The organism is Geodermatophilus sp. SYSU D00965 (assembly GCF_054050075.1).
Genome location: NZ_JBJGYQ010000032.1, coordinates 15131 through 41035, shown reverse-complemented (window position 1 = coordinate 41035; position 25905 = coordinate 15131). Strand labels below are relative to the sequence as shown.

Sequence of the window (25905 nt, the reverse complement as noted above, 5' to 3'; positions counted from 1 at the left end):
GGGTACGGGGAAGCTGGCGTCGGGGGCGGTGATCTCCGCGGCGCGGGCCCGCTGGCTGGCCTGCGACGGGCAGCTCACCCGCATCGTGCTCGGCCCCGACGGGCGGCCACTGGACTACGGCCGCACCCTCCGCCTGGTGCCACCGCACATCCGCCGCGCCGCGGAGGTCCGCGACGGCGGCTGCGTGTTCGCCGGCTGCGGCGCGCCGACCTGGTGGTGCGACGTGCACCACGTGCTGGAGTGGATCAACGGCGGCCACACGTCGCTGGAGAACTCCGCGCTGCTGTGCGAGCGGCACCACACAAAGGTCCACCACGGCTTCCGGGTCGAGCGACAACCCGACGGCCGATGGCGCACCTGGCGCCCCGACGGCACCCCGATCCACACCGGCCCGCTGCTCCCCGCCGCCGCCTGACCCACCCCGGGCCCGCCGCGGCCTGAGCCGCTCCGCTCCTGCCGGCCGCCGCCTGACCCACCCGACCCGATCCGTTCGGCGTCGGGCGTCGGCGCGTGCCCGATCGACGGGGTGGCGGGTCAGCTCCGCAGCGGGCTCTCCAGCTCCTTCCTGGGGTCACCGCCGTCGGTGATCGCCTCCGGCGCCTCGACGGCCTCCGGTCCCTCGACGGCCTCGCCGCGGGCGACCATGCCGGAGACCTGCGACAGCGGCAGCTCCTTGAGCACCAGGGCCAGCACGAGCCCGACGCCCAGCACCGGCAGCAGGTAGCCGAACACCGGCGCCAGGGAGCCGGCGTAGGCGTCGACGAGCGCCGACCCCAGCGGCTCGGCCGCGCGCTGTACGGCGGACGGCACGAGGCTCTCGGCGTCGGAGATGCCGGCGGCCGCGGCCTCCGCCGGGTGCGCGGTGAGCGCCGCCGCGAGCGACTCGCCGAGCCGGCTGGTGAACAGCGACCCGAACACCGCGACCCCGAGGGTCAGCGCGGACTCCCGCACGTGGTTGTTGGCCGCCGTCGCCGCGCCCAGCACGTGCGGGGAGACCGCGTTCTGCGCGGCCAGGACGACGTTCTGCATGACCAGCCCCATGCCGGCGCCGACCAGGAAGACCATGCAGCCGACCGTCCACAGCGGGGTGTCGCCGGAGAGGGTCGTCATCCAGCCGATGGCGGCCAGGCCGACCGCCACCCCCGCGACGAGGAAGGCCTTGTACCGCCCGGTCCGCGGGATGACCGCGGCCGAACCGTGGATGGTCAGCGCGATCCCGGCCACCATCGGCGTCATCAGCAGGCCGGAGACCGCCGCCGAGGTCCCCGACGTCATCTGCAGGAAGGTCGGCAGGAACGTCGTCGCCGAGATCATCCCCAGCCCGACGCAGGCGCCGATCCCCGTGGCGACGACGAACGTCGGGTTGGTGAACAGCGCGGGCGGCACGACCGGCTCGGCCGCCCGCCGCTCGACGACCACGAACGCCCCGAGCGACGCGAGCAGCAGGCCGAGCAGGGCGAGCACCGGCCACGACGTCCAGCCCTCCCGCCCACCGAGGTCGGCGAGGAACACCAGCGCCGTGGTCGCGGCGGACAACAGGACGATGCCGGCCACGTCGATCGGCGCGGTGCTCCTCCGGCGCGGCAGGGTGAGCGCGAAGCACGCGACCAGGAGCGCCCCGACACCGACCGGGACGTTGATCCAGAAGCACCACTGCCACCCCAGGCCGGCCGCGTCGGTGAGGAACCCGCCCACCAGCGGCCCGGCGACCGAGGACACCGCGAACACCGCCCCGATCGGCGCCATGTACCGCGCCCGCTCCCGGGCCGGGACGACGTCGGCGATGATCGCCTGGCTCAGGATCATCAGCCCGCCGCCGCCGAGGCCCTGGATCCCGCGCCAGACGACGAACCACGTGAAGTCCGGCGACAGCGCGGCACCCACGCTGGCGCAGGTGAACAGCGCGATCGCGACGAGGAACAGCGTGCGCCGGCCCCACAGGTCCCCGAACTTGCCGTAGACCGGCATGACCAGGGTCGTGGCCAGCAGGTAGGCCGTGGTCACCCAGGCCATGTGCGAGACCCCGCCGAGGTCGCCGACGATCGTGGGCATCGCCGTCGAGACGATCGTCTGGTCCAGGGCCGCGACGAGCATGCCGGCCAGCAGCGCCGCGAAGATCGTGTTGATCCGCCGCCGGGTGAGGACCAGCGGTGGGGGAGCGGACGGGGCGGACATGGGCGCTCCTGGGCGTCGGGTAGGCGTGCGGGACCCACCGGGCCGGTGCGGGACCGGTCCGGCGGAGGGGAGTCGGATCAGCGGGGCGGTGCGGGCAGCCCGGCCTCGACGAGGTCCCAGGCCTCGTCGACGAGGTCGGCGAGCGGGGCGGCGAACCCGCTGGTGAGCCAGCGGTGCAGCGAGGTCCGCATGACCGCGGAGTGGACGGCGGCCAGCAACGCCGGATAGCCGTCCACGTCCGCTCCGGTGCGGGCGGCGACGGCCGCGGAGACGATGCGCTCCGCCTCGGCGAAGCTCGCCATGAGCCGGGCGACGAGCACCGGATGGGCGTCGACCACGCGCAGCCGCATCGGCCACAGCTCGGCGTCCTGGAGGATCTCCGCGACGTCGTCCCCGGCGATCGCCCGCAGGACCTCCACCGGCGACTCCGACGCCGGCCGCGCCAGGACCACCTCGACGAGGTCGTCGCGCGCGGTGGGCACGGTGCCGATCACCGCGTCGTCCTTGGTGGAGAAGTAGTTGAAGAAGGTGCGCGGGGAGACCTCGGCGCGGGCGGCGATGTCGTCGACCGACACCGCATCCAGGCCACGCTCGGCCACCAGTTCCAGGGCCGCCCGGTGCAGGGCGCGCCGCGTCGCGACCTTCTTCCGCTCGCGCAGGCCCGGCTCGGTCACCGCACCAGTGTCGACGGAACTTGCGAAGACTGCAAGTTTGCGGAGACTGCACGGAGTGTCGCTGCGGCAGGATCACCGGTGTGGCCAGCCTGCGCGTCCCCTGCCGAAGGCTGCTCCTGGACGCCGACGGCGTGCTGGTCGACTCCGACACCAGCGTCGAGCTGTCCTGGTCGCGCTGGGCCCGGGAGCGCGGGCTGGACCCCCGGGCGGTCGCCGCGGTGGTGCACGGGCGGCGGACGGCGGACACCGTCGCGCTGCTCGTGGACGAGGCCGGGCGCACCGACGCGCTGGCGGCCATCGACCGCTACGAGGTCGAGGACGCCGCCCGGGTGAGCGCTGTGCCCGGGGCCGCGGACCTGCTCGCGTCCCTGCCCGCCGGGACGTGGGCGGTCGTCACCTCCGGACGCCGGGAACTGGTCACCGCCCGGCTCGCCGCGGCCGGCCTCCCGCAGCCCGCGGTGCTGGTCTGCGCCGAGGACGTCTCCGCGGGCAAGCCCGACCCGGCCGGGTACCGCGCCGCCGCCGAGGCGCTCGGTCGGCCGCCGGGGGAGTGCGCCGTCCTCGAGGACAGCCCGGCCGGGATCGCCGCCGGTCGCGCGGCCGGGGCCACCGTCGTCGGCGTCAGCGAGCGCGCCCTCGCCACGGACGTCCCGGTCGTCGTCCGGGACCTGCGGGGCACCTCGTGGGACGCCGACGCGCTGCTGGTCGACCCGGGCGCCCTGCTCCGGGGATGACCGGAGGGACGGGGCAGGATGCCCGCCGTGACCAAGCCCGAGGACGTGCCGCCGTGGACCTGACCGCCCACGCGCTGCGGTACTTCGTCGCGGCCGCCGAGGAACTGCACTTCGCACGGGCGGCGGCCCGGCTCCACCTCACGCCCCCGTCGCTGAGCGAGCAGATCGCCCGGCTGGAGAAGCGGGTGCAGGCGCCCCTGTTCGTCCGCGACCCGCGCGGCGTGAGCCTCACCCCGGCCGGCGCCGAGCTGCTGCCGCTCGCGCGGGCCGTCGTGGCCGCGCACGACGCCGTGGCCGACTGGGCGGCCGGACGCCGGACGGCCGTGGCGGGCACCGTGCGCGTCGGGGCCTTCGCCGCGTCGGCGGCACCCCTGCGGACCGCCGTCCTCGGCGCCGCGGAGGCCGAGCACCCGGGCATCCGGGTCGCCACCCGGCGGATGGGTCTGGACCACCTGCTCGCGGGGGTCCGCGACGGGGACGTCGACGTGGCCTACGTCCCCGAGCCCATGCCGGACCCGCTGCCGGGCCTCCGCTCGCTCACGGTGGCCTGGCACCGCCGGGTCCTGGTGCTGCCGGCGGACCACCCGCTGGCCGCGCGGGCCGAGGTGAGCATCGAGGAGACCAACGACGAGGTCTTCATCTCCCTGGCGGAGACGACCCCGGAGGGGAACGCCCGGTGGTTGGTCGACCCCCGCGCCGACGGCAGCAGTCCGCGCCGGGGCCCGGTGGCGACCGACGTCGACGAACTGCTCGACCTGTGCGCGGCCGGCAAGGGGCTCAGCATCGCCGCCGAGCCGGTCACGTCGCACTACACCCGGCCCGGGGTGTGCTTCGTCCCGCTCGGCGACGTCGAGGCCGCCCGGTTCGCCCTGGTGTGGCGGTCCGACGAGCGCGACTCCGCGGTGCTGGCCTACGTGGCGCTGGCCCGGCGGGTCGCCGCCGGGCGGCCCGAGCCGGTCAGCGGACGTCGAGCTCCATGAGGTCCTCGCCGACGACCAGCCGCCCGGAGTAGCCACGCGCCGCCGCCTGCCAGACCCGCTTCGGGTTGTTGCCGGGGACCTGGTGGGTGAGCACGAGGGTGCGCGCGCCCGCCGGCTCCGCCACGTCGCGCCCCACCTGCTCGATCGTCGTGTGCGCGCCGAGGAGGTGCTCGGTCAGGGCGGTCGCCTGCTCGGGCGGCAGGGTGGCCGCGAGCCGCTCGACGAACGCGGGGTCGATCACCTCGTGGACCAGGTAGTCGGTGTCGCGGGCGAGGTCGATGAGGTTCTCGCTCACCGTCGTGTCACCGGAGATCGTGACCGAGCCGTCGGGGGTGTCGAAGCGGAACCCGAACGCGGGGGCGGTCGGGTGGTGGTCGACGAGCGTGGCGGTCACCCGGACGTCGCCGTCCTCCCACACCGGGATCGGCGCCGTCAGCCGCGGCGGGACGCCCGCGTCGTCGGGGGACCAGACGCCGGCCAGGTCGATGTCGTGGACGGCGAAGACGCTGTCGGGGCCCGGGAAGGCGCTGTCCCGGGCGCGGTCGTTGAAGTCGTTGGCCCAGGCCTGACCCAGGTACCCGGTCATGCCGGCGATCCCCGGGGTCGGCCGGTCCGGGTTGTGCACGGCCGGCGCCGGGCGACCCGGTGGGAAGACCCGCGGCAACGTGCCCCGGTCGCCCGGTCCGAACACCTCGATCCGCGGCCCGCTGCGGCCGACGGTGTTGATCGGCCCCGTGGCGTAGGCGGCCGGCCAGTCCATGAGGTGGTCGCTGTGCATGTGCGTGAAGAAGACGCCGCGCACCTTCGTCCACGCCGAGGCCACCCCGGCCTCGCCCGACGCGGCGCTCTGTCGCAGCCGCAGCATCGAGCCCAGCCCCAGGTCCACGACGTAGACCCGGTCTCCGTACAGGACCGCGGTCGAGATGCCGTAGCGGCTGCCGTCGAGGACACCGGGACCACCTGCGGTGCCGAGCAGCACCAGGCGGGTGCGCGCACCGCGCCGTCCGGCCGGCCGCGCGGGCGCCGCCGAGGCCGAGCCGGCCCCGGCAGCGACGACGCCGGTCGCGGCCGCGGTCGTGGCCAGCACCTTCAGGAACTGGCGGCGATTGGACTCCGGCAGTGCCGGGTCCGCGGCGACGCGGCTGATCTCGTCACACATGGGGGCGGGTTCCTCCTGTCCAGCGGGTCCCCGGGAGTGTTCCCGCGGCTGCACCGCACCGGCCAGAAGGACCGTCCGAACGGCCGTCAGGCGCTTCCGAACGGCCGTCGGGCAGGATCGCTGCGGCCCGCACCCGACCGCCCGAGGAGAACCGTGACCGTCGTCCCGCCGCCGCTCGAGCACGTGCTGCACCTGGAGGTGACCGTCGACCGGCCGATCGAGATCGGGACGACCGCCGCCGGGCACCGGCGGGTCATCCCGATCACCGGCGGGACGGTGTCCGGGCCGCTGATGACCGGGCGGGTGCTCCCCGGCGGCGCGGACTTCCAGGTCATCCGCACCGAGACCGAGACCGTGGCCGAGGCGCGCTACGTCCTGGAGAGCGACCGGGGCGAGCGGGTGTACGTCGAGAACCTGGGCCTGCGCACCGGCTCGGCCGAGGACGTCGCCCGGCTGCGGCAGGACCTCCCGGTCGACCCGGCGCGCATCTACTTCCGCTCCACGCCCCGCTTCGAGACCGACGCGCCCCGGCTGGCGACGCTCACCTCGCACGTCTTCGTCGGCTCCGGGGTGCGCCACCCCACCGCGGTGGTCTTCGACTTCTTCCGCGTGGGCTGAGCGGGGGTCAGCGGGGCAGCGACGTCGGCGCGTAGGCCAGCATCCGCCAGCTGCCGTCCGCGCGGGTCCAGACGGCGAGGGCGAGGTTGTCGATGTGCTTGGGCGTGCCGTCCACCACGACGTCCGAGGTCATCCGGCCGATGACGATCGCCGCGTCGCCGGCCACCTCGACCCGCTCGACCGGGTGCTCCGCGCTGCGGTAGACGTAGTAGCCCGTCCTGAGCTTGTCGAGGTACTCGTCCTTGGTGTCGCGCCTGCCGCTGGAGTGGGCGTAGCTCATCCCCGGGGCCAGGAGTGCGTCCAGCGCGGTCAGGTCGCCCTCGACCATCGCCCGGTAGCGGCGGTCCTCCGCCTCGAGCACCGCCTGCACGTCGTCGCTGGTGTCGGCCATGCCCCCATCGTGGCGGGCGGGCGCGGCGCCGCGCACGCCGGGTCCCGCCGGCGACCGGTGCCGTCGGCGGCCGGGAGGGTCCAGCGTCCGCGCGTGGACGGCGACGAACGCGCAGGTCCCCGCCCGGGGGAGCCGGCCGCCCGGCGCCCCGCCGACGAGGCCGGCTGGTTCCGGCAGGCCCCGCCCTGGCTGCGGCGCGGCGTGGTCTTCGCGCTCGTCGCGGTCGCCGTCTTCCAGGTGGCCGTGTGGGCCTTCGCCAGCCTGCGCGGCTTCCTCGGGCTGCTGTTCCTCGCCTGGCTGTTCTCCATCAGCGTGGAGCCGGTGGTCGAGCGGCTGACCGGCGCCGGCCTGCGCCGGGGCGCGGCCACCGGCCTGGTCCTGTTCGCCGTGACCGCGCTGGCCGTGGGCTTCCTCGCGGTCTTCGGCACGCTGCTGGTCGACCAGCTCATCGAGCTCCTCCGGGCGCTGCCCGGCGTCGTCGAGGAGGTGGTCCTCTGGGTCAACCGCAGCTTCGACTCGTCCTTCCGGCCCAGTGACATCGTCGACTCCCTCGACCTCACGCCGGCGCGGGTGCAGGGCATCCTGTCCGACCTCACCCCGGGTGTTGTCGGCATCCTCACCGCGCTGGTCGGGCTGCTGTTCCAGGGCCTGACGTTCCTGCTCTTCGCCTACTACATGTCCGCGCAGGGCCCGGCGCTGCGCGCCACCGTCTCCCGGTGGTTCCCGCCCCGGCACCAGCGGGTGATCTCCACGGTGTGGGCGATCGCCGCGCAGAAGACCGGCGGGTACGTCGTGTCCCGCTTCCTCCTGGCCTTCATCAGCGCGTTCTGCACCGGCATCCTCCTGTGGGTCCTCGGCGTCCCGTTCTGGCTGCCGCTCGCGCTGTGGACCGGGGTGGTCTCGCAGTTCATCCCGACGATCGGCACCTACCTGGCCATCGGCGTCCCGGCGCTCATCGCCCTGGCCGGCCAGCCGCTCGACGCGGTCTGGGTGGTCGTCTTCGGCGCGGTCTACCAGCAGGTGGAGAACTACCTCCTCGGCCCGCGGATCACCGCACGCACCGTGGACATCCACCCCGCGGTCGTGTTCGGGTCGGTCATCGTCGGGGCGGCACTGTTCGGGCCGATGGGTGCGCTGGTCTCCATCCCCGTCGTCGCCGCGGTCCAGGCGGTGGTCGAGACCTACGGCCGCCGCTACGAGCTGGTGCCCGCCGAGGAGGCGGACGGTCGCGCCGATGAGTCCGTGCCGGAGGTCCGGTCGGAACCGGCATGAGCGACGACGACGCGGCCATCCGGGACCTGGTGACCCGCTGGGCGGAGGCGGTGCACACCGGCGACCTCGACGCGGTCCTCGCCGACCACGCCGAGGACGTCGTCGTGTTCGACGTCCCGCCGCCGGACGACGGCGTCCGCGGACTGGCCGCCTACCGCGAGATCTGGCCGGCGTTCTTCGCGTGGCAGCGCCAGGGGGCGTCGTTCGAGCTGGTCGAGCTCGACGTCACCGCCGGGTCCGACGTGGCCTACGCCCACGCGCTGCTGCGCTGCGGCACCCCCGAGGAGCTGGCGGAGGCCCCGGGCCGGCGGCTGCGGCTCACCCTGGGCCTGCGCCGGGAGGACGGCCGCTGGGTGGTCGCGCACGAGCACCACTCGTTCCCGCTGCCCTGACCCGCCGGCCGCCCCGGGGAGCGGCCGGCGGAGCCCCGTCCAGGGGGACGACCGGGTCCTTCTTCAGTGCTCGGCCTTCTCCTTCTCGTACCGCTCGGTCATCGTGGCCACCGCCTGCATCTGCTGGGCCGCGTAGTCCTCCCGCTTGCCGCCGGCGTACTCCTTCCAGTCCAGCGTCTGCTGCGCGTGGCTCACCTCGCCGCCCTGGAAGTGCGGCATGACGCGCTGGGCGATCAGTTCCCACGACCGCTTGGTGGCCTGCGGGTTGGCCCACTCGTGGCCGAGCAGCAGCATGCAGCCGAACCCGCCGGACTGGTCCCACAGGCGCTGCACCTGGGCGCGGGCGTCCTCGACGGTGCCGATCGCACCGATCCCGGCCTCGTTGATGAAGTCGATCATCTCCTTGGCGTCGCCGCCCTCGACCGCCATCTGCGGGAAGGCCGCGGTCTTCTGGAAGTACCGGAACCAGGTCTCGATGCCGTGCTGGACGTCGGCGTAGGCCTGCTCCCGCGTCTCGGCGACGTGCATCAGCCCGACCAGCCGCCAGTCGCGCCGTGACACCGTCTGGCCGAAGTGCTCGGCCCGCTCCTGGACGACGTTCCAGTGGTGGGCGAGCGCGTCGAAGCCCTCCTTCGTGAGGGTCGCCCCGATGGAGAGCAGCCCGATGCCGTGCTGGCCGGCCATGCGGGGCCCGGTGGGGGAGGCGACCGCCGCGACGGCGACCTCGAAGCGCGGCTCGGTGTAGGGCCGCAGGTGCAGTCGGGCGTTGACCAGCTCGTGGGTGCGGGTCTTCTGGGTGACCGTCTCCCCGCGCAGCAGCCGCATGATGATGTCGAGGTCGACCTCGAGCAGCTCGCGGGTGTCGGTCGGGTTGAGCCCCAGCATCATCGAGTCGGTGGGCAGCGAGCCGGGGCCGCAGCCGAGCATCGCCCGCCCGCGGGTGAGGTGGTCGAGCAGCACCATGCGCTCGGCCACCCACAGCGGGTTGTGGTAGGCGATCGAGGTGACGCCGGTGCCGAGCTTGATGTGCTTGGTCCGCTCCGCCGCCGCGGCGATGAAGATCTCCGGCGAGGCGATGATCTCCGTCCCGGCCGAGTGGTGCTCGCCGATCCACGCCTCGTCGTAGCCGAGGCGGTCCAGGTGCTCGACCAGTTCGAGGTCCCGTTGCAGGGCCAGCGTCGGGTTCTCCCCGGCGGGGTGGAACGGGGCGAGGAACGTGCCGAAGCGCAGCCTGTCCATGGGTCCTCCAGGAGTCGGGGCGGTCGGCCGAAAGTAACGTGGATCACACCGTGGACGGGAGATCCGCTCGCCGAGCCGATCCGGTTCCGGCGGCGTAGCGTTCCGGCACCACCGTTCGAGGGACGCCCATGGGCATGCTCCGCCGGATCGACGCCGCGCGCGGCGCCGCGGGCGCGGCTGCCCGCCTCGGCATCGGCCTGGCCGCCGCCCCCGCGCTGGTCACGGCCGGCCTGCTGGGCGGGCCGGCGCGCGCCACCGTGCGGACCGCGGGCGAGGTCACCACCGCGGCGGTCGGCGCCGGCCGCCGGCTGGCCCACACCGCGGCGGTCACCGGGGCCCGCACCGTCGGCACCGTGCTCACCGGCGCCGACCCGGTCCCCGACGGGCACCTGCACTCGCTGCTCGACGCCGCCAGGGGCATGGTCGAGCCGCCGAAGCACCGGCACACCCGGCGGGTGTGGGCCGACCGCGGGCACGTCCAGCTGGAGGTGTGCGCCCCGTCGGTCGAGGAGCAGCCGGAGGTGCGCCGGGCGTTGCGCCGCCAGCTCGAGCGGCTCGAGGGCGTCCAGTGGGCGACGGTCAACGACGTCGTCGGCCGGGTCTTCGTCGCGTTCGACGAGCGCCGGGTGGGCATCGGGGACGTCGTCGGCGCGGTGACCGCCATCGAGCAGGCCCGGGGTGGTGCGCAGGTCTTCCCCGAGTCGGTGGAGCACCCGGCCGACCTCGAGCCGCTGCTCGCCGCGGCCGTGGCGGCCGCCGTCGACACCGCCTCGGTCGGCGTCGCCTACCTGGCCAAGGTGCTGCCGATCCCGGCGGTGTCCCGGCACGTCACCCTCGCCATCGCGCTGCTGGACAGCCAGCGCTGGGTCCGGTCCAACCTGGAGAAGCGGATCGGTGTCATCGGCACCGACCTCGTGTTCAACGGGACGAGCGCGTTCCTGCACGCGCTGACGCAGAGCCCGGCCATCCCGGCGCTCAACGCCGCGGCCGCCATCCAGCAGGTGGTGGAGCTGCGCGCCCGCCGCCAGGTGTGGCAGCGCCGCGAGGCGGAGCTGTGCGGCCCCGAGCCGGAGGACGAGAGCGAGCCGCTGACCACGCCCGGGAAGCGCCCCCAGCCACTGCCGGACGGGCCCGTCGAGACCTACCGCGCCCGCCTGGAGCCGATCTCGCTCGCTGCCGCGCTGGGGATGCTGCCGCTCACCGCCAGCCCCGGGCGGGCGGCGGACATGCTCAAGTCGCAGAACCCCAAGGCCGCGGGCCTGGGCCGGGAGTCCTTCGGGGCCACGCTGGACCTGCTGATGTGCCGGCGCGGGGTCCTGCCGCTGGACGGCTCGGCCTACCGGCGGCTCGACCGCGTCGACACCGTCGTCCTCGACGCCGCGACCCTGTGCACCGGCCCGCCCGTCGTCATCGAGGCGACCGCCACCGCCGAGGGCTGGGACGACGCCGCCGTGTGGACCGCCGCCGTGCGGCTGCTGGGCGAGCACGACGCCGCGCCCGACGGCGACGACGACGGCGAGCCGCGGCTCCGGCTGGGCCCGGCGCGCACCGCGGACGGCGCCGAGGGCGGCGAGGTCCGCAGCCTGCTGCGCGGGCGCCGCCGGGTGGGCGTGGTGACCATCGCGCCGGAGCTCGACCCGCACGCCGAGGCACTGATGGCCGCCGCCTCCGAGGCCGGCCACCGGCTGGTGCTGCCGCGGCACGTCGGCACCCGCGAGGTGGCCGGCGCCGCGGACGAGGTGGCGCCCGCCGGGGAGCAGCTGGTCGAGACCGTGCGGCGGCTGCAGGCCGAGGGGCGGGCGGTGCTCCTCGTCTCGGCCACGGACGGCCCGGCGCTGATGGCCGCCGACGTCGCGATCGCCCCCGTCGTCCCCGGGTGCGCTCCCGCCTGGGGTGCCGACCTGGTCACCGGGCCCGGTCTGGTCGACGCGTGCGCTCTCGTCGCCGCCACGGTCCCGGCCCGGTCGGTCAGCCGCCGGTCGGTGACCACCGCCGTGACCGGCAACGTGCTGGGCGGGCTGCTGGCTGCGGTCGGCAGCGCCCGGTACGGGCAGGCCAAGGCGACCGCGCCGGGCAAGACGGCGAGCACCGCCACGCTGGTCGACGGCGCGCTCACCGCGGTCCGCGCCGCCCGGCGGCCGGTACCACCGCCGTCGGTGCACACCCCGTGGCACGCGCTGGACCCCGACGACGTCCTCGCCCGGTTGGCCGACCTCCCGCAGCAGCCCGACGGGCCGGACGGGCGGGTCCCCGGTGCGGTGCGCGTGGTGCGGTCCCTGCCGGTGGTGCGCGTGCCCGCCCGCTTCCTCCGGACCGTCGCCGCCGAGCTCGCCGACCCGCTCACCCCGGTCCTGGCCACCGGCGCCGGCGCCACCGCGGCCCTCGGGGAGAACACCGACGCGCTGCTGGTCGGTGGCGTCACCGTGATGAACGCCCTGGTCAGCGGGTTGCAGCGGCTCCGCGCCGAGACCGCGCTGGAGGCGCTGCTGCTGGAGCAGGACGTCACCGTCCGGCGGGAGGTCGACGGCCGGTGTGAGGACGTCCCCGCGAGCGCGCTGCGGGTCGGCGACGTCGTCTGCGTGGCCGCCGGGGACGTGGTGGCCGCCGACGCCCGGCTGCTGGAGGCGAACGACCTCGAGGTCGACGAGTCCAACCTGACCGGCGAGTCCCTCCCGGTGGCCAAGACGGTGCCGGCCACACCGGGCGCCGACGTCGCCGACCGCACCTGCGTGCTGCACGACGGCACCACCGTGGTCGCCGGCAGCGGCCGGGCCGTCGTCGTCGCCGTCGGGTCGGCCACCCAGGCCGGCCGCGCCGCCCGCGCCGCCGGCGGGGCCGCACCCCCGGCCGGCGTCCAGGCCCGGCTGGCCGAGCTCACCCGGGCGGTGCTGCCGCTGACGCTCGCCGGCGGGGCGGCGGTGACGGCGCTGGGTGTGCTGTGGCGCCGTCCGCTGCGGGAGGCGGTCGCCGCCGGCGTCGCCGTCGCCGTGGCCGCCGTCCCGGAGGGGCTGCCGCTGGTCGCCACCGTGGCGCAGCAGGCCGCGGCGCGGCGGCTGTCGCGCCGCGGTGCGGTGGTCCGCAGCGCGCGCGTGCTGGAGGCGCTCGGCCGGGTCGACACGGTGTGCTTCGACAAGACCGGGACGCTGACGGAGAACCGGCTGCGGCTGGTCCGGCTGCTGCCGCTGGGCGAGGGCGCCGACGCCACCGACGAGGACGACGTGCTGCGCCTGGCCGCCGCGGGCGTGGCCAACGGCGACGCCCGGGCACACGAGACCGACCGGGCGGTGGTCGAGGCGGCGGAGGAACGCGGGGTGGACCCGGACGGCGCGGCGCAGGCCTGCGTGCCCTTCGCCGCCGACCGCGGCTTCTCCGCGGCGGTCCGCGACGGCCGGCTGCTGGTGAAGGGCGCGCCGGAGGTGGTCGCGGCGCGCTGCGCGGGGTCGCCGGACGTGCGGTCGGCGGTGCAGGAGCTGGCGGCCGACGGGCTGCGGGTGCTCGCCGTGGCCGACCGCGACCTGGACGGCGTCCCCGACGACCTGGAGGCCGCGGCGCACGACCTGCGGCTGCGCGGGCTGGTCGGCCTGGCCGACACGCTGCGGGAGTCGTCGGTGACCGCCATCGAGCAGCTGCGCGCTGCCGGCGTCCGGGTGGTGCTCGCCACCGGCGACCACCCGGAGACCGCCGGGGCGATCGCCGCGCAGGCCGGCGTGCCCGGCGCCGACCGGGTGGTCACCGGCGCCCAGTTCGCCCGGGCGTCGGACAGCGAGCGGGCGCAGATGGTCCGGGAGGGCGCGGTCTTCGCCCGGCTCTCCCCGGAGCAGAAGGTCTCCCTGGTCAGCGCACTGCGCCGCGCCGGGGCCACGCTGGCGATGACCGGCGACGGGGTGAACGACGCCGCCGCAATCCGGCTGGCCGACGTCGGCATCGGCGTCTCCGGAGCCGAGTCCCCGGCCGCACGGGCCGCGGCGGACCTGGTCCTCACCGACCTCGACCTGACCCGGCTGGTGGACGCCATCGGCGAGGGCCGGGCCATGTGGCGGCGGGTCCGTGACGCGGTGTCGATCCTGGTCGGCGGCAACGCCGGCGAGGTGGCCTTCACCGTCCTCGGCACCGCGTTCGGCGGGCGCGCGCCGCTGGGCACCCGCCAGCTGCTGCTGGTCAACCTGCTCACCGACATGTTCCCGGCGCTCGCCGTCGCGGTGGCCTCCCCGCGGGCGGCGGTCCTGGAGCAGTCGGAGGGGCCGCTGGCCGGTCACCCCCTGGAGGCCGTGCTGCGCGCCGGGCCGCAGCGCGGGTTCTCCCAGGGCGTCCGGCGGATGGTCGTGGTCCGCGGCGCGGCCACCGCGGCCGGCGCCACCGGGGCCTGGGCGGCCGGCCGGCTCACCGGTCCCGCCGGCCGGGCGGGGACGATGGGCCTGGCCGCGCTCATCGCCACCCAGCTGGGGCAGACCGCCTGGGCCGGACGGCGCAGCCCGCTGGTGCTGGCCACCGCCGCCGGGTCGCTGGCGGTGCTGGTCGCGCTCGTCTCCACGCCCGGCGTCAGCCGGTTCTTCGGCTGCACCCCGCTGGACCCGCTGACCTGGGGCGTCGTCCTGGGCTGGGCCGCCGCCGGCACCGTGGGGGCCGAGGTCGTCCCGGCCCTGCTGCAGCGGTACCGCGCCCGGGCGGGCGGCTGACCGCCGGAGCTCACCAGCTCAGCGGGGGAGTGGGCGGTCCGCCGGCCAGGACCTCCTCGGCGCGCCGGCGGATCGCGGTGTCGCGGGCTGCGTTGGTGAGCACGTAGAACCGCCCGGTCCGGATCGCGTCCACGACGAGGTCGGCCACCTCGTCGGGCTCCCGCGGCGGCGCGGAGCGGGCCTGCAGCTCGGCGCGGGCGGCCTGGGTGACGCTGCCCTCGTCCGTGGTCGGCCCCGCGTGCGCCGGCCGGTTGCGGGAGGAGGTGTCGAAGTTGGTGCGCACCGCGCTCGGGCAGAGCACGGTGACCCCGACGTGGGAGCCGGTCTCGCGCAGCTGGAAGTGCAGCGACTCGGTCAGCGCCACGACCGCGTGCTTGGACGCCCCGTAGGCGCCGAGCGAGCCGGCGAACAGCCCGAAGACCGAGCTGGTGTTGACCACGTGGGCGACGTCCTGCTGCTGCAGCACCGGCAGGAACGCCCGCACGCCGTGCACCACGCCCCACAGGTTCACGCCGAACACCCACTCCAGGTCGGCGAGCGGGACCTCCCACAGCGGGTCCTGCGAGCCACCGACGCCGGCGTTGTTGCACAGCAGGTGCACCGCGCCGAAGGCCTCCAGCGCCGCGTCCCGCAGGGCCTCCACCGAGGCCGGGTCGGAGACGTCGGTGACCACCGGCAGCACCTCGGCGCCGTCCGCGGCCAGCTCCGCGGCCGCGGCGCGCAGCACCGGCGCCTCGACGTCGGCCATGACCACGCGCATGTCCTCCGCGGCGAAGCGCCGCGCCAGCGCCAGCCCGATGCCGCTGGCCGCGCCGGTCACCACGGCCACCCGCCCCGGGGCGACGACACCGTCAGCGCCCACCCTGCACCCCGCTCCCGCGCGGCTGGCCGCGCCGTCGTCGACCGGCGGGGAGTCCGACGGCCGGTTGCGTCTGCAACTGTGCTGGGCGACACCGGGGCCGTCAAGGACCGGAGCGGTTCCGATCCACCGCGTGGGAACCCGCGGCGCAGACCGTTGCAATGGCAACTCCGCTCTTGACAGGACCTGTGACGCAGGCCACGTTGGGCGCCACTGCCGGCCACCGTGCGGGCCCCCACGAGAGCGAGGCGACATGCGCGTCCCCAGGCACCGCAGCTCCAGGCCCGGTGCGGCCCTGGTGCTCACCGCGGCCGCGTCCCTACTGCTCGCCGCCTGCGGCGGCGGCGACGAGCCGGCGTCCACCGACGCGTCGGCGACGACGGGTTCCGGGTCCGCCGAGCCGACCACGGTGGAGGTCGGTGTCATCCCGGTGTCCGACGTGGCCGTCCTCTACCTCGGCCAGGAGAAGGGCTTCTTCGAGGACCGCGGTCTCACGCTGCACTTCAACACCGGGCAGGGCGGCGCGGCCCTGGTCCCCTCCGTGGTCAGTGGCGAGTACGACTTCGCGTTCAGCAACGTGATCTCGGTGATGCAGGCCCGCGAGCAGGGGCTGCCGTTGACGATCATCGCGCCCGCGGCCGCCGCCACCGGCGACCCCGAGGTCGGCATCAACATGCTCATGGCGGTCGACCCGGCGATCCAGGACGCCGGGGACCTCGAGGGCCGCACGGTCGGCGTCAACACCCTGAACAACCTCTCCGAGGCGCTGCTCAAGGTGTCGGTCGAGGCCGACGGCGCGGACCCGGCGAAGGTCCAGCTCGCCGAGATGTCCTTCCCCGACCAGGTCACCGCGCTGGCCTCCGGTGACATCGACGCCTTCGTCTGCGCCGAGCCGTTCTGCAGCATGGCCGCCGACGCGGGCGCCCGGGTGATCGCCAACCCCTACGACGACCTGGCGCCCGGGGAGCAGATCGTCTCCTCGTCGTACTTCGCCACCGAGCAGCAGATCGCCGAGGACCCGGACCTCTACCAGCGCATCCAGGAGTCGATCCAGGAGTCCCTGGAGTACGCCGCCGACCACCCCGACGAGATCCGCGCCCAGCTGCCCACCTACACCCAGCTGGACCCCGCCCTCATCGAGTCGATGGGACTGCCGGCCTTCAAGTCCGGCCTCGAGCCCCAGGAGCTCGCGCCGCTGGCCGACGCCGCGGTGCACTTCGGCATCGTCGACCAGGAACCCGACCTCGACCGGGTGGTCTGGACGCCGGACAACTGACCGCAGGGGCGGCGGCGCAGCACGTGCCGCCGCCCCTGCGCCGTCCCCACTGGACCCGACCCGAGGAGACGACCGTGGCTCCCTGCACCGATCGCCCGCAGCCGGACGTCGTCGTCGTCGGCGCCGGGCTGGCCGGGTTGTACATGCTCCACCGCGTGCGCGGGCTGGGCCTGTCGGTCCGCGTCATCGAGGCCGGCGACGGCGTCGGCGGCACCTGGTACTGGAACCGCTACCCCGGCGCGCGCTGCGACGTGCCGAGCCTCGAGTACTCCTACTCCTTCGACCCGCAGCTCGAGCAGGAGTGGGAGTGGAGCGAGCGCTACGCCACCCAGCCGGAGATCCTGCGCTACATCGAGCACGTCGCCGACCGCTACGACCTGCGCCGGGACATCACCTTCGGCACCCGCGTGGTGTCGGCCGTCCGGGACGACGCGGCCAACCGCTGGGTGCTCACCACCGACACCGGGGAACGCGTCACCTGCACCTGGTTCGTGACCGCGGCCGGCTGCCTGTCGGCCCCGAAACCGCCGGAGATCCCCGGCGTGGACACCTTCGCCGGGCCGATCTGGTCCACGAGCAACTGGCCGCACGAGGGCGTGGACGTCGGCGGCCTGCGGCTCGGCGTCGTCGGGACGGGCTCCTCGGGCATCCAGTCGATCCCCGTCCTGGCCGAGCAGGCGGCGTCGGTGACGGTCTTCCAGCGGACGGCGAACTACAGCCTCCCGGCGCGCAACGCCCCGCTCGACCCGGACCACCAGCAGCAGTGGAAGGCCCGGTACCGCGAGCACCGCGCGGCGGTCCTGCAGGCCCGGACGGGGATCCTCGTCGAGCGCGGGACCCGGTCGGCCCTGGAGGTGGACCCGGGGGAGCGCGCCCAGCGCTACGAGCAGTGCTGGGACGCCGGCCTGTTCGCCTGCCTGCCGGCGTCCTACACCGACATCATCACCGACCCGGCGGCCAACGAGACCGCGGCGGAGTTCGTCCGCGGCAAGATCCGCGAGATCGTCCGCGACCCCGACGTCGCGGAGAAGCTCGTGCCGCGGGGGTACCCGTTCGGGACCAAGCGGATCTGCCTGGACACCGGCTACTACGACACCTTCAACCGCCCGCACGTCTCCCTGGTGGACCTGCGCGAGACGCCGATCGTCGAGGTGACCCCGCGCGGGATCCGCACCTCCGAGCGCGAGCACGAGTTCGACGCCCTGGTCTTCGCCACCGGCTTCGACGCGGTCACCGGCCCGCTGCTGCGCATGGACATCCGGGGCCGCGACGGGATCGCCCTCCGGGACCACTGGGCGGAGGGGCCGCGGACCTACCTGGGCCTGCAGGTCGCCGGCTTCCCCAACATGTTCACGATCACCGGCCCGGGCAGCCCGTCGGTCGTCAGCAACGTGATCGTCTCCATCGAGCAGCACGTCGACTGGATCGCCGAGTGCCTGCGCCACGTGCGCGAGCACGACGTCGACACCATCGAGCCCGATCCCGAGGCCGAGGCCGCCTGGACACGGCACGTGCAGGAGGTGGCGGCCGGGACGCTGTACCCGCAGGCGCCCTCGTGGTTCGTCGGCGCGAACGTGCCGGGCAAGCCGCGGGTGTTCATGCCCTACCTCGGTGGCGTGCCGGCCTACCGGCAGCGCTGCGAGGAGGTCGTCGCCGCCGGCTACGACGGGTTCCTCCTGGAGCGGCGGGCGGTGCACGCGTGACCGTCGACGACGACCTGGGGCTCTGCGCGCCGGAGACCGACCTCGATCCGTTCTCCGACGAGTCCCTCGCCGACCCGGTGCCGTGGCAGACCCGACTGCGCGAGACGGCGCCGGTGGTGCGCCTGGCCCGGTACGGCTGCTACGTGGTCAGCCGGCACGCCGACGTGAAGGCGGTGCTGCGGAACTGGGCCGACTTCGAGTCCTCCGCCGGGACCGGCCTGCAGAACTACCGCGAGGAACCCCCCTGGCGCCCCCGCAGCCTGCTGCTCGAGACCGACCCGCCCGAGCACGAGGAGTACCGCCGCGCGGTCGACCCGCTGGTGTCGCCGCGGGCCCTGCAGGAGCACCGCCCGCGGTTCGCGGCCACGGCCGCCGCGCTGATCGACGGGCTGCTGGACCGGCGGGACGTGGACGCCGTCACCGACCTGGCCGAGCCCTACGTCGTCGGGGTCTTCGCCGACGTCGTCGGCCTGCCCGAGGACGGGCGGGAGCACCTGCTGCCCTACGGGCGCTCGCTGTTCAACAGCTTCGGCCCGCTCAACGACCGGTTCCGCCGGACGCAGGAGGCCGCGGCGGGGGCCACCGGCTGGGTGCTGGACCGGTGCCGCCGGGAGGAGTTGTCCCCGGACGGGCTGGGCGCGCGGATCTGGGCGCTGACCGACGAGGGCAGGGTCTCCGAGGACGAGGCACCGGTGCTCGTGCGCTCCCTGCTCGGCGCCGGGCTGGACTCGACGGTCACCGGGATCGCCGCCACCGTGTGGCAGCTGGCCGCGCACCCCGACCAGTGGGCGCTGCTGCGCGCCGACCCCGGCCTGGCCCGGCACGCCTTCGAGGAGACCCTGCGCCTGGACTCCCCGGTGCAGAACGTCTTCCGGACCACGACCCGCGACGTCGTCGTCGACGGCGTCCGGATCCCGGCCGGCGAGAAGGTGATGCTGCTGCTCGCCGCGGCCGACACCGACCCCCGCCGGTACGACGACCCGTTGTCCTTCCGCCTGGAGCGGCGCGGCCACGGCCAGCTCGACCTCGGCCTCGGCGTCCACCAGTGCATCGGCCAGCACATCGCCCGCGCGGAGGTCGAGGTGCTGCTCCAGGAGCTGGCCGCGCGGGTCGGGACGCTGGGCCTGCGGGGGGAGGGCGAGCGGGAGCTGAACAACTCGCTGCGGGCCTGGCGCAGCGTGCCGCTGACGCTGACCCCGGCGGGCGAGGCCGAGGGGGCGCCCCGTGCGGCCCACTAGCCTGACCACCGGCAGCGAGACGACACGGGCGCAGCGTGTCCAGGAGGGCCGGGGGGACATGTCCGGATCCGTGCGCCGGCGGCCCATGAGCCCCCGGATCGACCGCGACCGCTACCTGCCGTACTACCTCGGGGTCATCGCCAACGCGCTGTCCTCGTCGGCTTCGCAGGTGTACCTGCGGGAGTTCGGCATCGGGGTCAACGACTGGCGGGTGATCTCCCACCTCGGCATGGAGCCCGGATGCACCGCCCAGGTGATCAGCAACGTGCTGCAGGTGGACAAGTCGGTGGTCAGCCGCAGCGTCAAGACGCTGGTGGACCGCGGGCTGGTCGCCGCCGAGAGCACCCCGGGCTTCCGCCGTCTCTACCTGACCGGCGCCGGCGCGGCGCTGCACAAGGAGATGGTCCCCGTGGCACTCCAGCGCGAGCACCTCCTGGTCGACGGGCTCGAGCCCGCCGAGATCGAGCAGCTGCTCGCCCTGCTGCGCCGGTTGCACGCCAACCTGCCGGCCCTCACCGCCTACGACCCCCGGCAGCCGGGGGAGGCCGACGAGGCGGGCGGAGCACCCCTCGCCGCCGCCGGCGGCTGAGCACCCGCCGCCGCCGGCGGCTGAGCACCCACCACGAGCACCGCACCACGGGCGCCGCACGACCACCCACCGACACCACCGCACGACACCAGGGAGCACATCGAGCATGAGGACGCGGGCCGCGATCATCCGGGAGCCGGGCAAGCCCTGGGAGGTCACCGAGCTGGAGCTGGACGAGCCGCAGGCGGAGGAGGTGCGGGTCCGCTTCGCCGTCTCCGGCATGTGCCACTCCGACGAGCACCTGCGCACCGGGGACAGCGTCGCCCGGCTGCCCATGGTCGGCGGCCACGAGGGCGCCGGCGTCGTCGAGGCGGTCGGCTCGGCGGTGCGCCGCGTGGCCGTGGGCGACCACGTCGTCTGCTCGTTCATCCCCGCCTGCGGGGTCTGCCGGTACTGCTCGACCGGGCACCAGAACCTCTGCGACCGGGGCGCGGAGATGGCCACCGGGAAGCTCGCCGACGGCGGCTTCCGGTTCCACGACGACGCGGGCAACGACCTCGGCGGGTTCTGCATGCTGGGCACGTTCAGCCAGCGCGCGGTGGTCCAGGAGGCCTCCGTCGTGCGCATCGACGAGGACATCCCGTTCGAGGTCGCCGCGCTCGTCGGGTGCGGCGTGCCCACCGGCTGGGGGTCCTCGGTGAACGTGGCGAAGGTGGCCCCGGGCGACACCGTCGTGGTCTTCGGCGCGGGCGGGGTCGGGATGAACGCCGTCCAGGGTGCGGCCTACGCCGGCGCGCGGAACCTCGTCGTCGTCGACCCGGTGGCGTTCAAGCGGGAGAAGGCGCGCGAGTTCGGCGCCACCCACACCTTCGCCGACGCCGGCGAGGCGCACGAGGCCGTCGTCGAGATGACCCGCGGCCAGCTCGCCGACCACGCGATCTGCACCGTCGGCGTGCTCACCGCCGAGGTCGTCTCGGCCGCCGCGGCGATCGTCGGCAAGGGCGGCCAGGTCACCGTCACCTCCGTGGGGCGGACCGGGGAGAACCAGATCCAGCTCGCGGCCGGCGGCGGGGTCGTCGGCTACCAGCGGCGGATCCAGGGGCACATCTTCGGGATGAGCAACCCGCTCTACGACATCCCCCGGCTGCTCACCCTCTACCGCGAGGGCCGGGTCAAGCTCGACGAGCTGATCAGCCGCCGGTACACGCTCGACGAGGTCAACCAGGGCTACCAGGACCTCGACGAGGGCACGATCATCCGGGGCGTCATCGTCCACGACAGCTGACCGGCGGCACCGTTCCGCCGGCGGCACTACCGTCGCCGGCGTGACGGTCCGCGAGCTGGTCGTCCTCGGCACCGCCAGCCAGGCGCCGACCCGGACCCGCAACCACAACGGCTACCTCCTCCGCTGGGACGGCGAGGGCCTGCTGTTCGACCCCGGCGAGGGCACCCAGCGGCAGATGCTGCTGGCCGGCGTGCCCAGCAGCGCGGTCACCCGGATCTGCCTGACCCACTTCCACGGCGACCACTGCCTGGGCGTGCCCGGGGTCGTCCAGCGGATGTCGCTGGACCGGGTCCCGCACCCGGTGCACGCCCACTTCCCGGCGTCCGGCCGCGAGTACTTCGCCCGGCTGCGCGCCGCGTCGGTCTTCCACGACGTGCTCGACCTGCGCGAGGCACCCCTGACCGGCGACGGGCCGGTGGCCGCCGGACCCTCGTGGACGCTGGAGGCCCGCCGGCTCGACCACCTGGTGGAGGCCTTCGGGTACCGGCTGGTCGAGCCCGACGGCCGCCGGATGCTCCCCGGCGAGCTGGCCCGCGCCGGGATCTCCGGGCCGGACGTGGGGCGGCTGCAGCGCGAGGGCCGCCTGGACGTCGGCGGCCGGGTCGTGCACCTGGCCGAGGTGAGCGCGCCGCGGCCGGGGCAGCGGGTGGCCTTCGTCATGGACACCCGGCTGTGCGACGCCGTCTTCGCCCTCGCCGAGGGCGCCGACCTGCTGGTGGTCGAGTCGACCTTCCTCGAGGAGGACGCCGCACTGGCCTCCGCCTACGGCCACCTCACCGCCCGGCAGGCGGCCACCGTGGCCGCCCGCTGCGGGGTGCGCCGGCTGGTGCTCACCCACTTCTCCCAGCGCTACCCCGACCCGGCCCGCTACCGGGACGAGGCGGCGGCGGTCTTCGACGGCGACCTGGTCGTCGCCGACGACCTGCAGACCGTGGCCGTGCCGCGCCGGCGGGACCTGGGCGCCGGCTGAGGCCGTCGCCCCGCGGCATGATCACGTTCGACCGACCCGGTCGACCGCCGGTCAGCGCACCGGCCCGCCGCCGTAGTCGCCGAACGGCGTGACGGGCGCGGCCGCGACCGGGACCTCGGCCAGGGCCCGGCCGGCCGCGTCCAGGGTGCGCACCGTCCGCGCCCCCTCGGGCAGCCGCGCCACCGCGCCGCCGCCGGACAGGGGCAGCGCGGTGAGCACGCCGCCGCGCCGGTCCAGGACGGCGGCCTGCACGGCGTCGGACGGAGCGGCCACCACCAGCCAGCGGCCGTGCTCGTCGGGCAGCGCGCAGGTCCGCGCGACCACCAGGCCGGCGACCGCGGTCGTCCCCGGTGGGGTCGACACGCCGCACGGGGTGGCCCGCGTGCCGCTCTCCGCCCACGTCGTCACCAGCAGGCCGCCGCCCGGGCTGCGGCCGACCAGGACGGCGACCGTCCCGGGGACCCGGTGCAGCGGCAGCGGCCCCGACCACAGCAGCTGCGGCTCCAGCGACTCCGGCGTCGTGCCCAGCGGCCCGGCGAGCCCGGCGAGGGCGGCCGCGACGACCGCGGGGGCCGGCCGGACCGGGACCGGCCGCAGCGGCTCGAGGTCGGGCGCGGCGGCGGCCGGCGGCGCCGCGGTGGCGCGCTCGGGAGCGGACCGGTCCACGACCCGCCCCTCCCGGCGCACCCGGACGCTCGCGCCGGCGCCGGCCCCCTCCACCGGGACGACCGCCACGCCGTCGTCGCCCGCCACCGGCCGGTAGGTGCGGGCGACCGTTCCGCGGGGGCCCACCTGCAGCCGCGGGGACACCTCCACCCCGTCGTCCCGCCCGGCGACGACGACCAGCGTCGCGGTCCCCGGCTCACCGAGGAGCAGCGACGCGGGGCGGCCCGGGCCCAGGTGCGGGGGCACGTGCGCGACCAGGTCCCCGGCCGCGGCGCCGGCCGGCCCGGTGAGCCACACGCCGCGCAGGTCCTCGTCGACCGTGCCCGCGACCAGCGCGACCCGGCCCGACGGCGTGTCGGTGGCCAGGACGACCTGCCGCTCGGCGATCGGCGGCGCCACCAGCGGCCCCCAGTCCCGCCGCCGGACGGCCTCGACGAAGCCGCGGTCGCCGGCGAGGGTGCCCCGGGTCGGCTCGGCGAGGACGGCGGCGTCGGCGGCCAACGGGGCGGGGTCGACCGGGGGCGCGGGCGCCGGCCCCCGGAGGGCCAGCGGGACCCCGACGGCCGCCGCCCCCAGCACCGCGGTCACCGCCGCGGCCCGCAGCCGGCGGGACCGTCGGCTGCGGGCGACGGCGTCGGCGACCGCCGCCGCGGTGCCCAGCCGCCACGCCGCCGGCGGGGGAGGGGGCGCGGCGTCGAGCGACTCGAGCACCTGCTCCCCGCGGCCCAGCCGGCCGGCGGCGGAGGCGAGGGCGGCACCAGCGGCGGCCCGCGGATCGGTGCGGCCCCAGCGGCGGTGCACCCGGGCCAGGGCCGCCTGCACGGCGTCCTCGGCGCGGGGAGCGTCCCCGGTCAGCCGCAGCGCCTCGGCCAGCAGCGCCGGCCGCTCGGCGGCGACGAACCGCCCGAAGGCCTCGTCGACGTCGCGCACCGCTCCAGTCTGGGCGCTGCACCGCCTGCCGCGCTGCACCGCCCGCCGCGCTCGGCCCCCGCCGCGCTCAGCCGCCCGCCGCGACCGGGGCCGGCGGGAAGGCGGCGAGGACCCGCGCGCTGCGGGCCGCCGCCACGTCCCGGTACTCGCCGTGCGTGACCGCGTAGAGGGCGTTGTCCCGCACCGCCTGGACCACGAGCGCGCCCACCTCGTCGGGCTCGATGAACCGCAGCCGGCCGGTCTCCTCGAGGTCGACGTCGACCAGGCCGGTGGCGCCGGTCGCCGGCCGGGTGCGCAGGCTGGTCTTGATGTTGCTGTGCACCGCGCCGGGCAGCAGGGCGGTGACGCCGACCCGCGAGCCCGCCGCGGCCAGCTCGGCGGCCAGCACCTCGCTGAGGCCGAGGACGGCGGCCTTGCTCGCGACGTAGGGGGCGACGTCCGGCGGGGTCACCAGCACCGACATCGACGAGGTGTTGACCACGTGCCCCCAGTCGGGGTTGCGCTCCAGCACCGGCAGGAACGCCTGGATGCCGTGCACCACCCCGTACAGGTTGACGTCGAGCACCCAGCGCCAGTCGTCGAGGCCGAGCCGGGCGACCGGCCCGAACGGCCCCACGCCGGCGTTGTTGCAGACCACGTGCACCTCGCCGTACTCGGCGACGGCCCGGTCGGCCAGCGCGGCCACGCTGTCGGGGTCGGTGACGTCGGTGCGCACGCCGAGGACGCCGAGCTCGCGGGCGGTGGCGGCGAGGGCGGCCTCGTCCACGTCGGCGATCACGACCGAGCAGCCGGCGTCCCGGAACGCCCGGGCCAGGCCGCGGCCGATGCCCGACGCCCCGCCGGTCACCACGGCGGTGGTGCCGGCGAGCTCCACGGTGCGGGTCACGCGGCTCTCTCCTCCGGCGCGACTCCGCGCCTCGGTCCGCTCCTCGCTCGTTCCTCGCTGCGATGCTCCCGAGGCTGTCGTCACGCGGCCACCCGCAGGCCCCGCGCCTTGGGCATGACCTCGCGGGCGAACAGCGCCAGGCTCTCGCGGGCCTGGTCGTAGGGCATGCCACCGAAGCACGGCGCCACGACCAGCTCGTAGTCGCCGAGGACGTCGCGGATCGCCTCGATCTGGCCGAGGATGCGCTCTGGGTCGCCCCACAGCGCGGTCGCGGCGTAGTCGTTCGCGGCCTTCTCCAGCCCGATCTCGCGGAAGTACGCCGCGCTCTCCGCGTAGCGCTCGTGGCCCTTGGTGGTGGCGAAGTGCTCGCCGGCCATCTCGTAGTGGTCGACGTTGGACATGAAGAACCGGTCGACGTACCGGAAGTGCCGCTCGCGGGCGAGCTCGTCGTCCTCGTGGCAGTACATGTTGACGTTGAGCGAGATCGGCGGGGCCACCCGGCCGTGCTCGGCTTCGAACAGCTCGCGGTAGCGGGTGAAGTTGGCCATCAGGGCCGGCACCGGGCGGACGATGAACGACATCATCTGCGCCTCGAGCTTCGCCGCCATGACCAGCGAGTCCGGCGAGCCGGCCACGACGTAGCGGCGGCCGCGGAAGCTGCCGCGCGGGCGCGGGCGCAGTTCGGCGCGCGGCTGCGGGTAGAACGGCCCGTCGCCCTCGATGACGCCGGTCTCCAGCGCCTCGAAGATCATCGGCGCGGCCTCGTCGAAGCGGTCGCGGGTCTCGTCCAGCGGGACGCGGAAGGGCACGTACTCCCGGCGCGACAGCCCGCGCCCGAGCCCCAGCAGCACGCGGCCGCCGGAGATGGTGTCGAGCATCAGCGCCTTCTCGGCCACCCGCAGCGGGTCGTTCCACGGCACGATCACCGCGCCGGTGCCGAGCTTGACGTGCGACGTCCGACCCGCGACGTGGGACAGCAGCAGCAGGTTGTCGGGGCACAGCGAGTAGTCCTCGAAGTGGTGCTCGACGGCCCAGACGCTGTCGTAGCCGAGGGCCTCGGCGCGCACGGCCAGGTCGATCTCGCCGGCGTACACCTGCTCGTCGGTGAGCTCGGGGTCGAGCTTCCCGAAGCCGAGGTTGATCCCGATGCTGAGGTCCACTGCGCCCGTCCTCCCGGTGTGATCCGCGTCTCCCGAGCGACGCTACGGAGCACCCGGCCCCCGGCCGTCCTGCTCTCCGGCCAGGCGGAAGAC

The 25905-nt window shown here is 75.6% G+C and carries 22 protein-coding genes; 13 read left to right on the top strand and 9 right to left on the bottom strand.

The genetic code is table 11. From position 1 onward, the window contains the following. On the top strand, window positions 1–415 hold a 415-nt coding region (locus tag ACI789_RS22875; RefSeq protein ID WP_457011800.1), incomplete at its 5' end, for an HNH endonuclease. 119 nt (window positions 416–534) lie between these two features. On the opposite strand, the gene ACI789_RS22870 is transcribed toward ACI789_RS22875, so the two are convergent. After that, window positions 535–2175, bottom strand: a complete 1641-nt coding sequence (locus ACI789_RS22870; protein ID WP_457011799.1) for an MDR family MFS transporter — start codon at window positions 2173–2175, stop codon at window positions 535–537. Window positions 2176–2252: 77 nt separating this feature from the next. Beyond that, a complete protein-coding gene (locus ACI789_RS22865; RefSeq protein WP_457011798.1) occupies window positions 2253–2849 on the bottom strand; it encodes a TetR/AcrR family transcriptional regulator in 597 nt (198 codons plus the stop codon). A gap of 80 nt (window positions 2850–2929) precedes the next feature. On the opposite strand from ACI789_RS22865, the gene ACI789_RS22860 reads away from it, so the two are divergent. Together ACI789_RS22860 and ACI789_RS22855 are read left to right on the top strand one after the other, a co-directional pair. Further along, window positions 2930–3583: an HAD-IA family hydrolase gene (locus ACI789_RS22860; protein WP_457011796.1), complete on the top strand. Its 654-nt coding sequence runs from the start codon at window positions 2930–2932 to the stop codon at window positions 3581–3583. Between the two features lie 53 nt (window positions 3584–3636). After that, entirely contained in the window at window positions 3637–4563 is a 927-nt protein-coding gene (locus tag ACI789_RS22855; protein ID WP_457011795.1) for a LysR family transcriptional regulator, read from the top strand. Here the strand turns inward: ACI789_RS22855 and ACI789_RS22850 are convergent. Then, entirely contained in the window at window positions 4541–5722 is a 1182-nt protein-coding gene (locus tag ACI789_RS22850; RefSeq protein WP_457011794.1) for an MBL fold metallo-hydrolase, read from the bottom strand. The genes ACI789_RS22855 and ACI789_RS22850 overlap by 23 nt on opposite strands. Before the next feature lie 153 nt (window positions 5723–5875). On the opposite strand from ACI789_RS22850, the gene ACI789_RS22845 reads away from it, so the two are divergent. Then, window positions 5876–6340, top strand: coding sequence for a DUF3237 domain-containing protein (locus tag ACI789_RS22845; protein WP_457011792.1), 465 nt, complete (start codon window positions 5876–5878; stop codon window positions 6338–6340). A gap of 7 nt (window positions 6341–6347) precedes the next feature. Here the strand turns inward: ACI789_RS22845 and ACI789_RS22840 are convergent, their stop codons facing one another. Continuing rightward, window positions 6348–6731 carry a nuclear transport factor 2 family protein gene (locus ACI789_RS22840; protein ID WP_457011790.1) on the bottom strand — a complete coding sequence of 128 codons (384 nt, stop codon included), beginning with the start codon at window positions 6729–6731 and terminating at the stop codon, window positions 6348–6350. A gap of 93 nt (window positions 6732–6824) precedes the next feature. On the opposite strand from ACI789_RS22840, the gene ACI789_RS22835 reads away from it, so the two are divergent. Beyond that, window positions 6825–8003 (top strand): AI-2E family transporter, encoded by a 1179-nt coding sequence (locus tag ACI789_RS22835; RefSeq protein WP_457011788.1) that lies wholly within the window; start codon window positions 6825–6827, stop codon window positions 8001–8003. Next, entirely contained in the window at window positions 8000–8395 is a 396-nt protein-coding gene (locus tag ACI789_RS22830; protein ID WP_457011787.1) for a YybH family protein, read from the top strand. The genes ACI789_RS22835 and ACI789_RS22830 overlap by 4 nt, the downstream gene beginning before the upstream one ends. Window positions 8396–8458: 63 nt before the next feature. Here the strand turns inward: ACI789_RS22830 and ACI789_RS22825 are convergent, their stop codons facing one another. Beyond that, window positions 8459–9634 (bottom strand): LLM class flavin-dependent oxidoreductase, encoded by a 1176-nt coding sequence (locus tag ACI789_RS22825; RefSeq protein WP_457011786.1) that lies wholly within the window; start codon window positions 9632–9634, stop codon window positions 8459–8461. A 128-nt stretch (window positions 9635–9762) separates the two neighbouring features. Between ACI789_RS22825 and ACI789_RS22820 the strand changes: the two genes are divergently transcribed. Next, window positions 9763–14310, top strand: coding sequence for a cation-translocating P-type ATPase (locus ACI789_RS22820; protein ID WP_457011785.1), 4548 nt, complete (start codon window positions 9763–9765; stop codon window positions 14308–14310). A gap of 10 nt (window positions 14311–14320) precedes the next feature. Here the strand turns inward: ACI789_RS22820 and ACI789_RS22815 are convergent, their stop codons facing one another. After that, window positions 14321–15172: an SDR family NAD(P)-dependent oxidoreductase gene (locus ACI789_RS22815; RefSeq protein ID WP_457011783.1), complete on the bottom strand. Its 852-nt coding sequence runs from the start codon at window positions 15170–15172 to the stop codon at window positions 14321–14323. Window positions 15173–15422: 250 nt separating this feature from the next. Between ACI789_RS22815 and ACI789_RS22810 the strand changes: the two genes are divergently transcribed. The 6 genes from ACI789_RS22810 to ACI789_RS22785 all read left to right on the top strand — a co-directional run bounded on the left by ACI789_RS22810 (window position 15423) and on the right by ACI789_RS22785 (window position 22170). After that, window positions 15423–16445 carry an ABC transporter substrate-binding protein gene (locus ACI789_RS22810; protein ID WP_457011781.1) on the top strand — a complete coding sequence of 341 codons (1023 nt, stop codon included), beginning with the start codon at window positions 15423–15425 and terminating at the stop codon, window positions 16443–16445. Window positions 16446–16519: 74 nt separating this feature from the next. Then, window positions 16520–18148 carry a flavin-containing monooxygenase gene (locus ACI789_RS22805; protein WP_457011780.1) on the top strand — a complete coding sequence of 543 codons (1629 nt, stop codon included), beginning with the start codon at window positions 16520–16522 and terminating at the stop codon, window positions 18146–18148. After that, entirely contained in the window at window positions 18145–19386 is a 1242-nt protein-coding gene (locus ACI789_RS22800) for a cytochrome P450 (RefSeq protein WP_457011778.1), read from the top strand. The genes ACI789_RS22805 and ACI789_RS22800 overlap by 4 nt, the downstream gene beginning before the upstream one ends. A 58-nt stretch (window positions 19387–19444) precedes the next feature. Beyond that, window positions 19445–19975: a MarR family winged helix-turn-helix transcriptional regulator gene (locus ACI789_RS22795; protein ID WP_457011776.1), complete on the top strand. Its 531-nt coding sequence runs from the start codon at window positions 19445–19447 to the stop codon at window positions 19973–19975. Between the two features lie 106 nt (window positions 19976–20081). After that, on the top strand, window positions 20082–21200 hold the full coding sequence (locus tag ACI789_RS22790; RefSeq protein WP_457011775.1) for an NDMA-dependent alcohol dehydrogenase: 1119 nt from the start codon (window positions 20082–20084) through the stop codon (window positions 21198–21200). A gap of 40 nt (window positions 21201–21240) precedes the next feature. After that, the gene (locus ACI789_RS22785; protein ID WP_457011773.1) at window positions 21241–22170 is read left to right on the top strand and encodes a ribonuclease Z; all 930 of its coding nucleotides are present in this window, start codon (window positions 21241–21243) and stop codon (window positions 22168–22170) included. A 51-nt stretch (window positions 22171–22221) separates the two neighbouring features. Here the strand turns inward: ACI789_RS22785 and ACI789_RS22780 are convergent, their stop codons facing one another. From ACI789_RS22780 to ACI789_RS22770, 3 genes are all read right to left on the bottom strand, one after another. Further along, complete coding sequence (locus ACI789_RS22780; protein WP_457011772.1) at window positions 22222–23766, bottom strand: hypothetical protein; 1545 nt, start codon at window positions 23764–23766, stop codon at window positions 22222–22224. A 67-nt stretch (window positions 23767–23833) separates the two neighbouring features. Then, a complete protein-coding gene (locus ACI789_RS22775) occupies window positions 23834–24652 on the bottom strand; it encodes an SDR family NAD(P)-dependent oxidoreductase (RefSeq protein WP_457011771.1) in 819 nt (272 codons plus the stop codon). Window positions 24653–24732: 80 nt separating this feature from the next. After that, a complete protein-coding gene (locus ACI789_RS22770) occupies window positions 24733–25812 on the bottom strand; it encodes an LLM class flavin-dependent oxidoreductase (RefSeq protein ID WP_457011769.1) in 1080 nt (359 codons plus the stop codon). Between the last annotated feature and the right edge of the window lie 93 nt (window positions 25813–25905).

What these genes read in the sequence shown, in the direction of transcription:
- ACI789_RS22870 (WP_457011799.1), bottom strand. Translation starts at nt 2,175, where the DNA reads ATGTCCGCCCCGTCCGCTCCCCCACCGCTGGTCCTCACCCGGCGGCGG.
- ACI789_RS22850 (WP_457011794.1), bottom strand. Translation starts at nt 5,722, where the DNA reads ATGTGTGACGAGATCAGCCGCGTCGCCGCGGACCCGGCACTGCCGGAG.
- ACI789_RS22840 (WP_457011790.1), bottom strand. Translation starts at nt 6,731, where the DNA reads ATGGCCGACACCAGCGACGACGTGCAGGCGGTGCTCGAGGCGGAGGAC.
- ACI789_RS22830 (WP_457011787.1), top strand. Translation starts at nt 8,000, where the DNA reads ATGAGCGACGACGACGCGGCCATCCGGGACCTGGTGACCCGCTGGGCG.
- ACI789_RS22825 (WP_457011786.1), bottom strand. Translation starts at nt 9,634, where the DNA reads ATGGACAGGCTGCGCTTCGGCACGTTCCTCGCCCCGTTCCACCCCGCC.
- ACI789_RS22820 (WP_457011785.1), top strand. Translation starts at nt 9,763, where the DNA reads ATGGGCATGCTCCGCCGGATCGACGCCGCGCGCGGCGCCGCGGGCGCG.
- ACI789_RS22810 (WP_457011781.1), top strand. Translation starts at nt 15,423, where the DNA reads ATGCGCGTCCCCAGGCACCGCAGCTCCAGGCCCGGTGCGGCCCTGGTG.
- ACI789_RS22795 (WP_457011776.1), top strand. Translation starts at nt 19,445, where the DNA reads ATGTCCGGATCCGTGCGCCGGCGGCCCATGAGCCCCCGGATCGACCGC.
- ACI789_RS22790 (WP_457011775.1), top strand. Translation starts at nt 20,082, where the DNA reads ATGAGGACGCGGGCCGCGATCATCCGGGAGCCGGGCAAGCCCTGGGAG.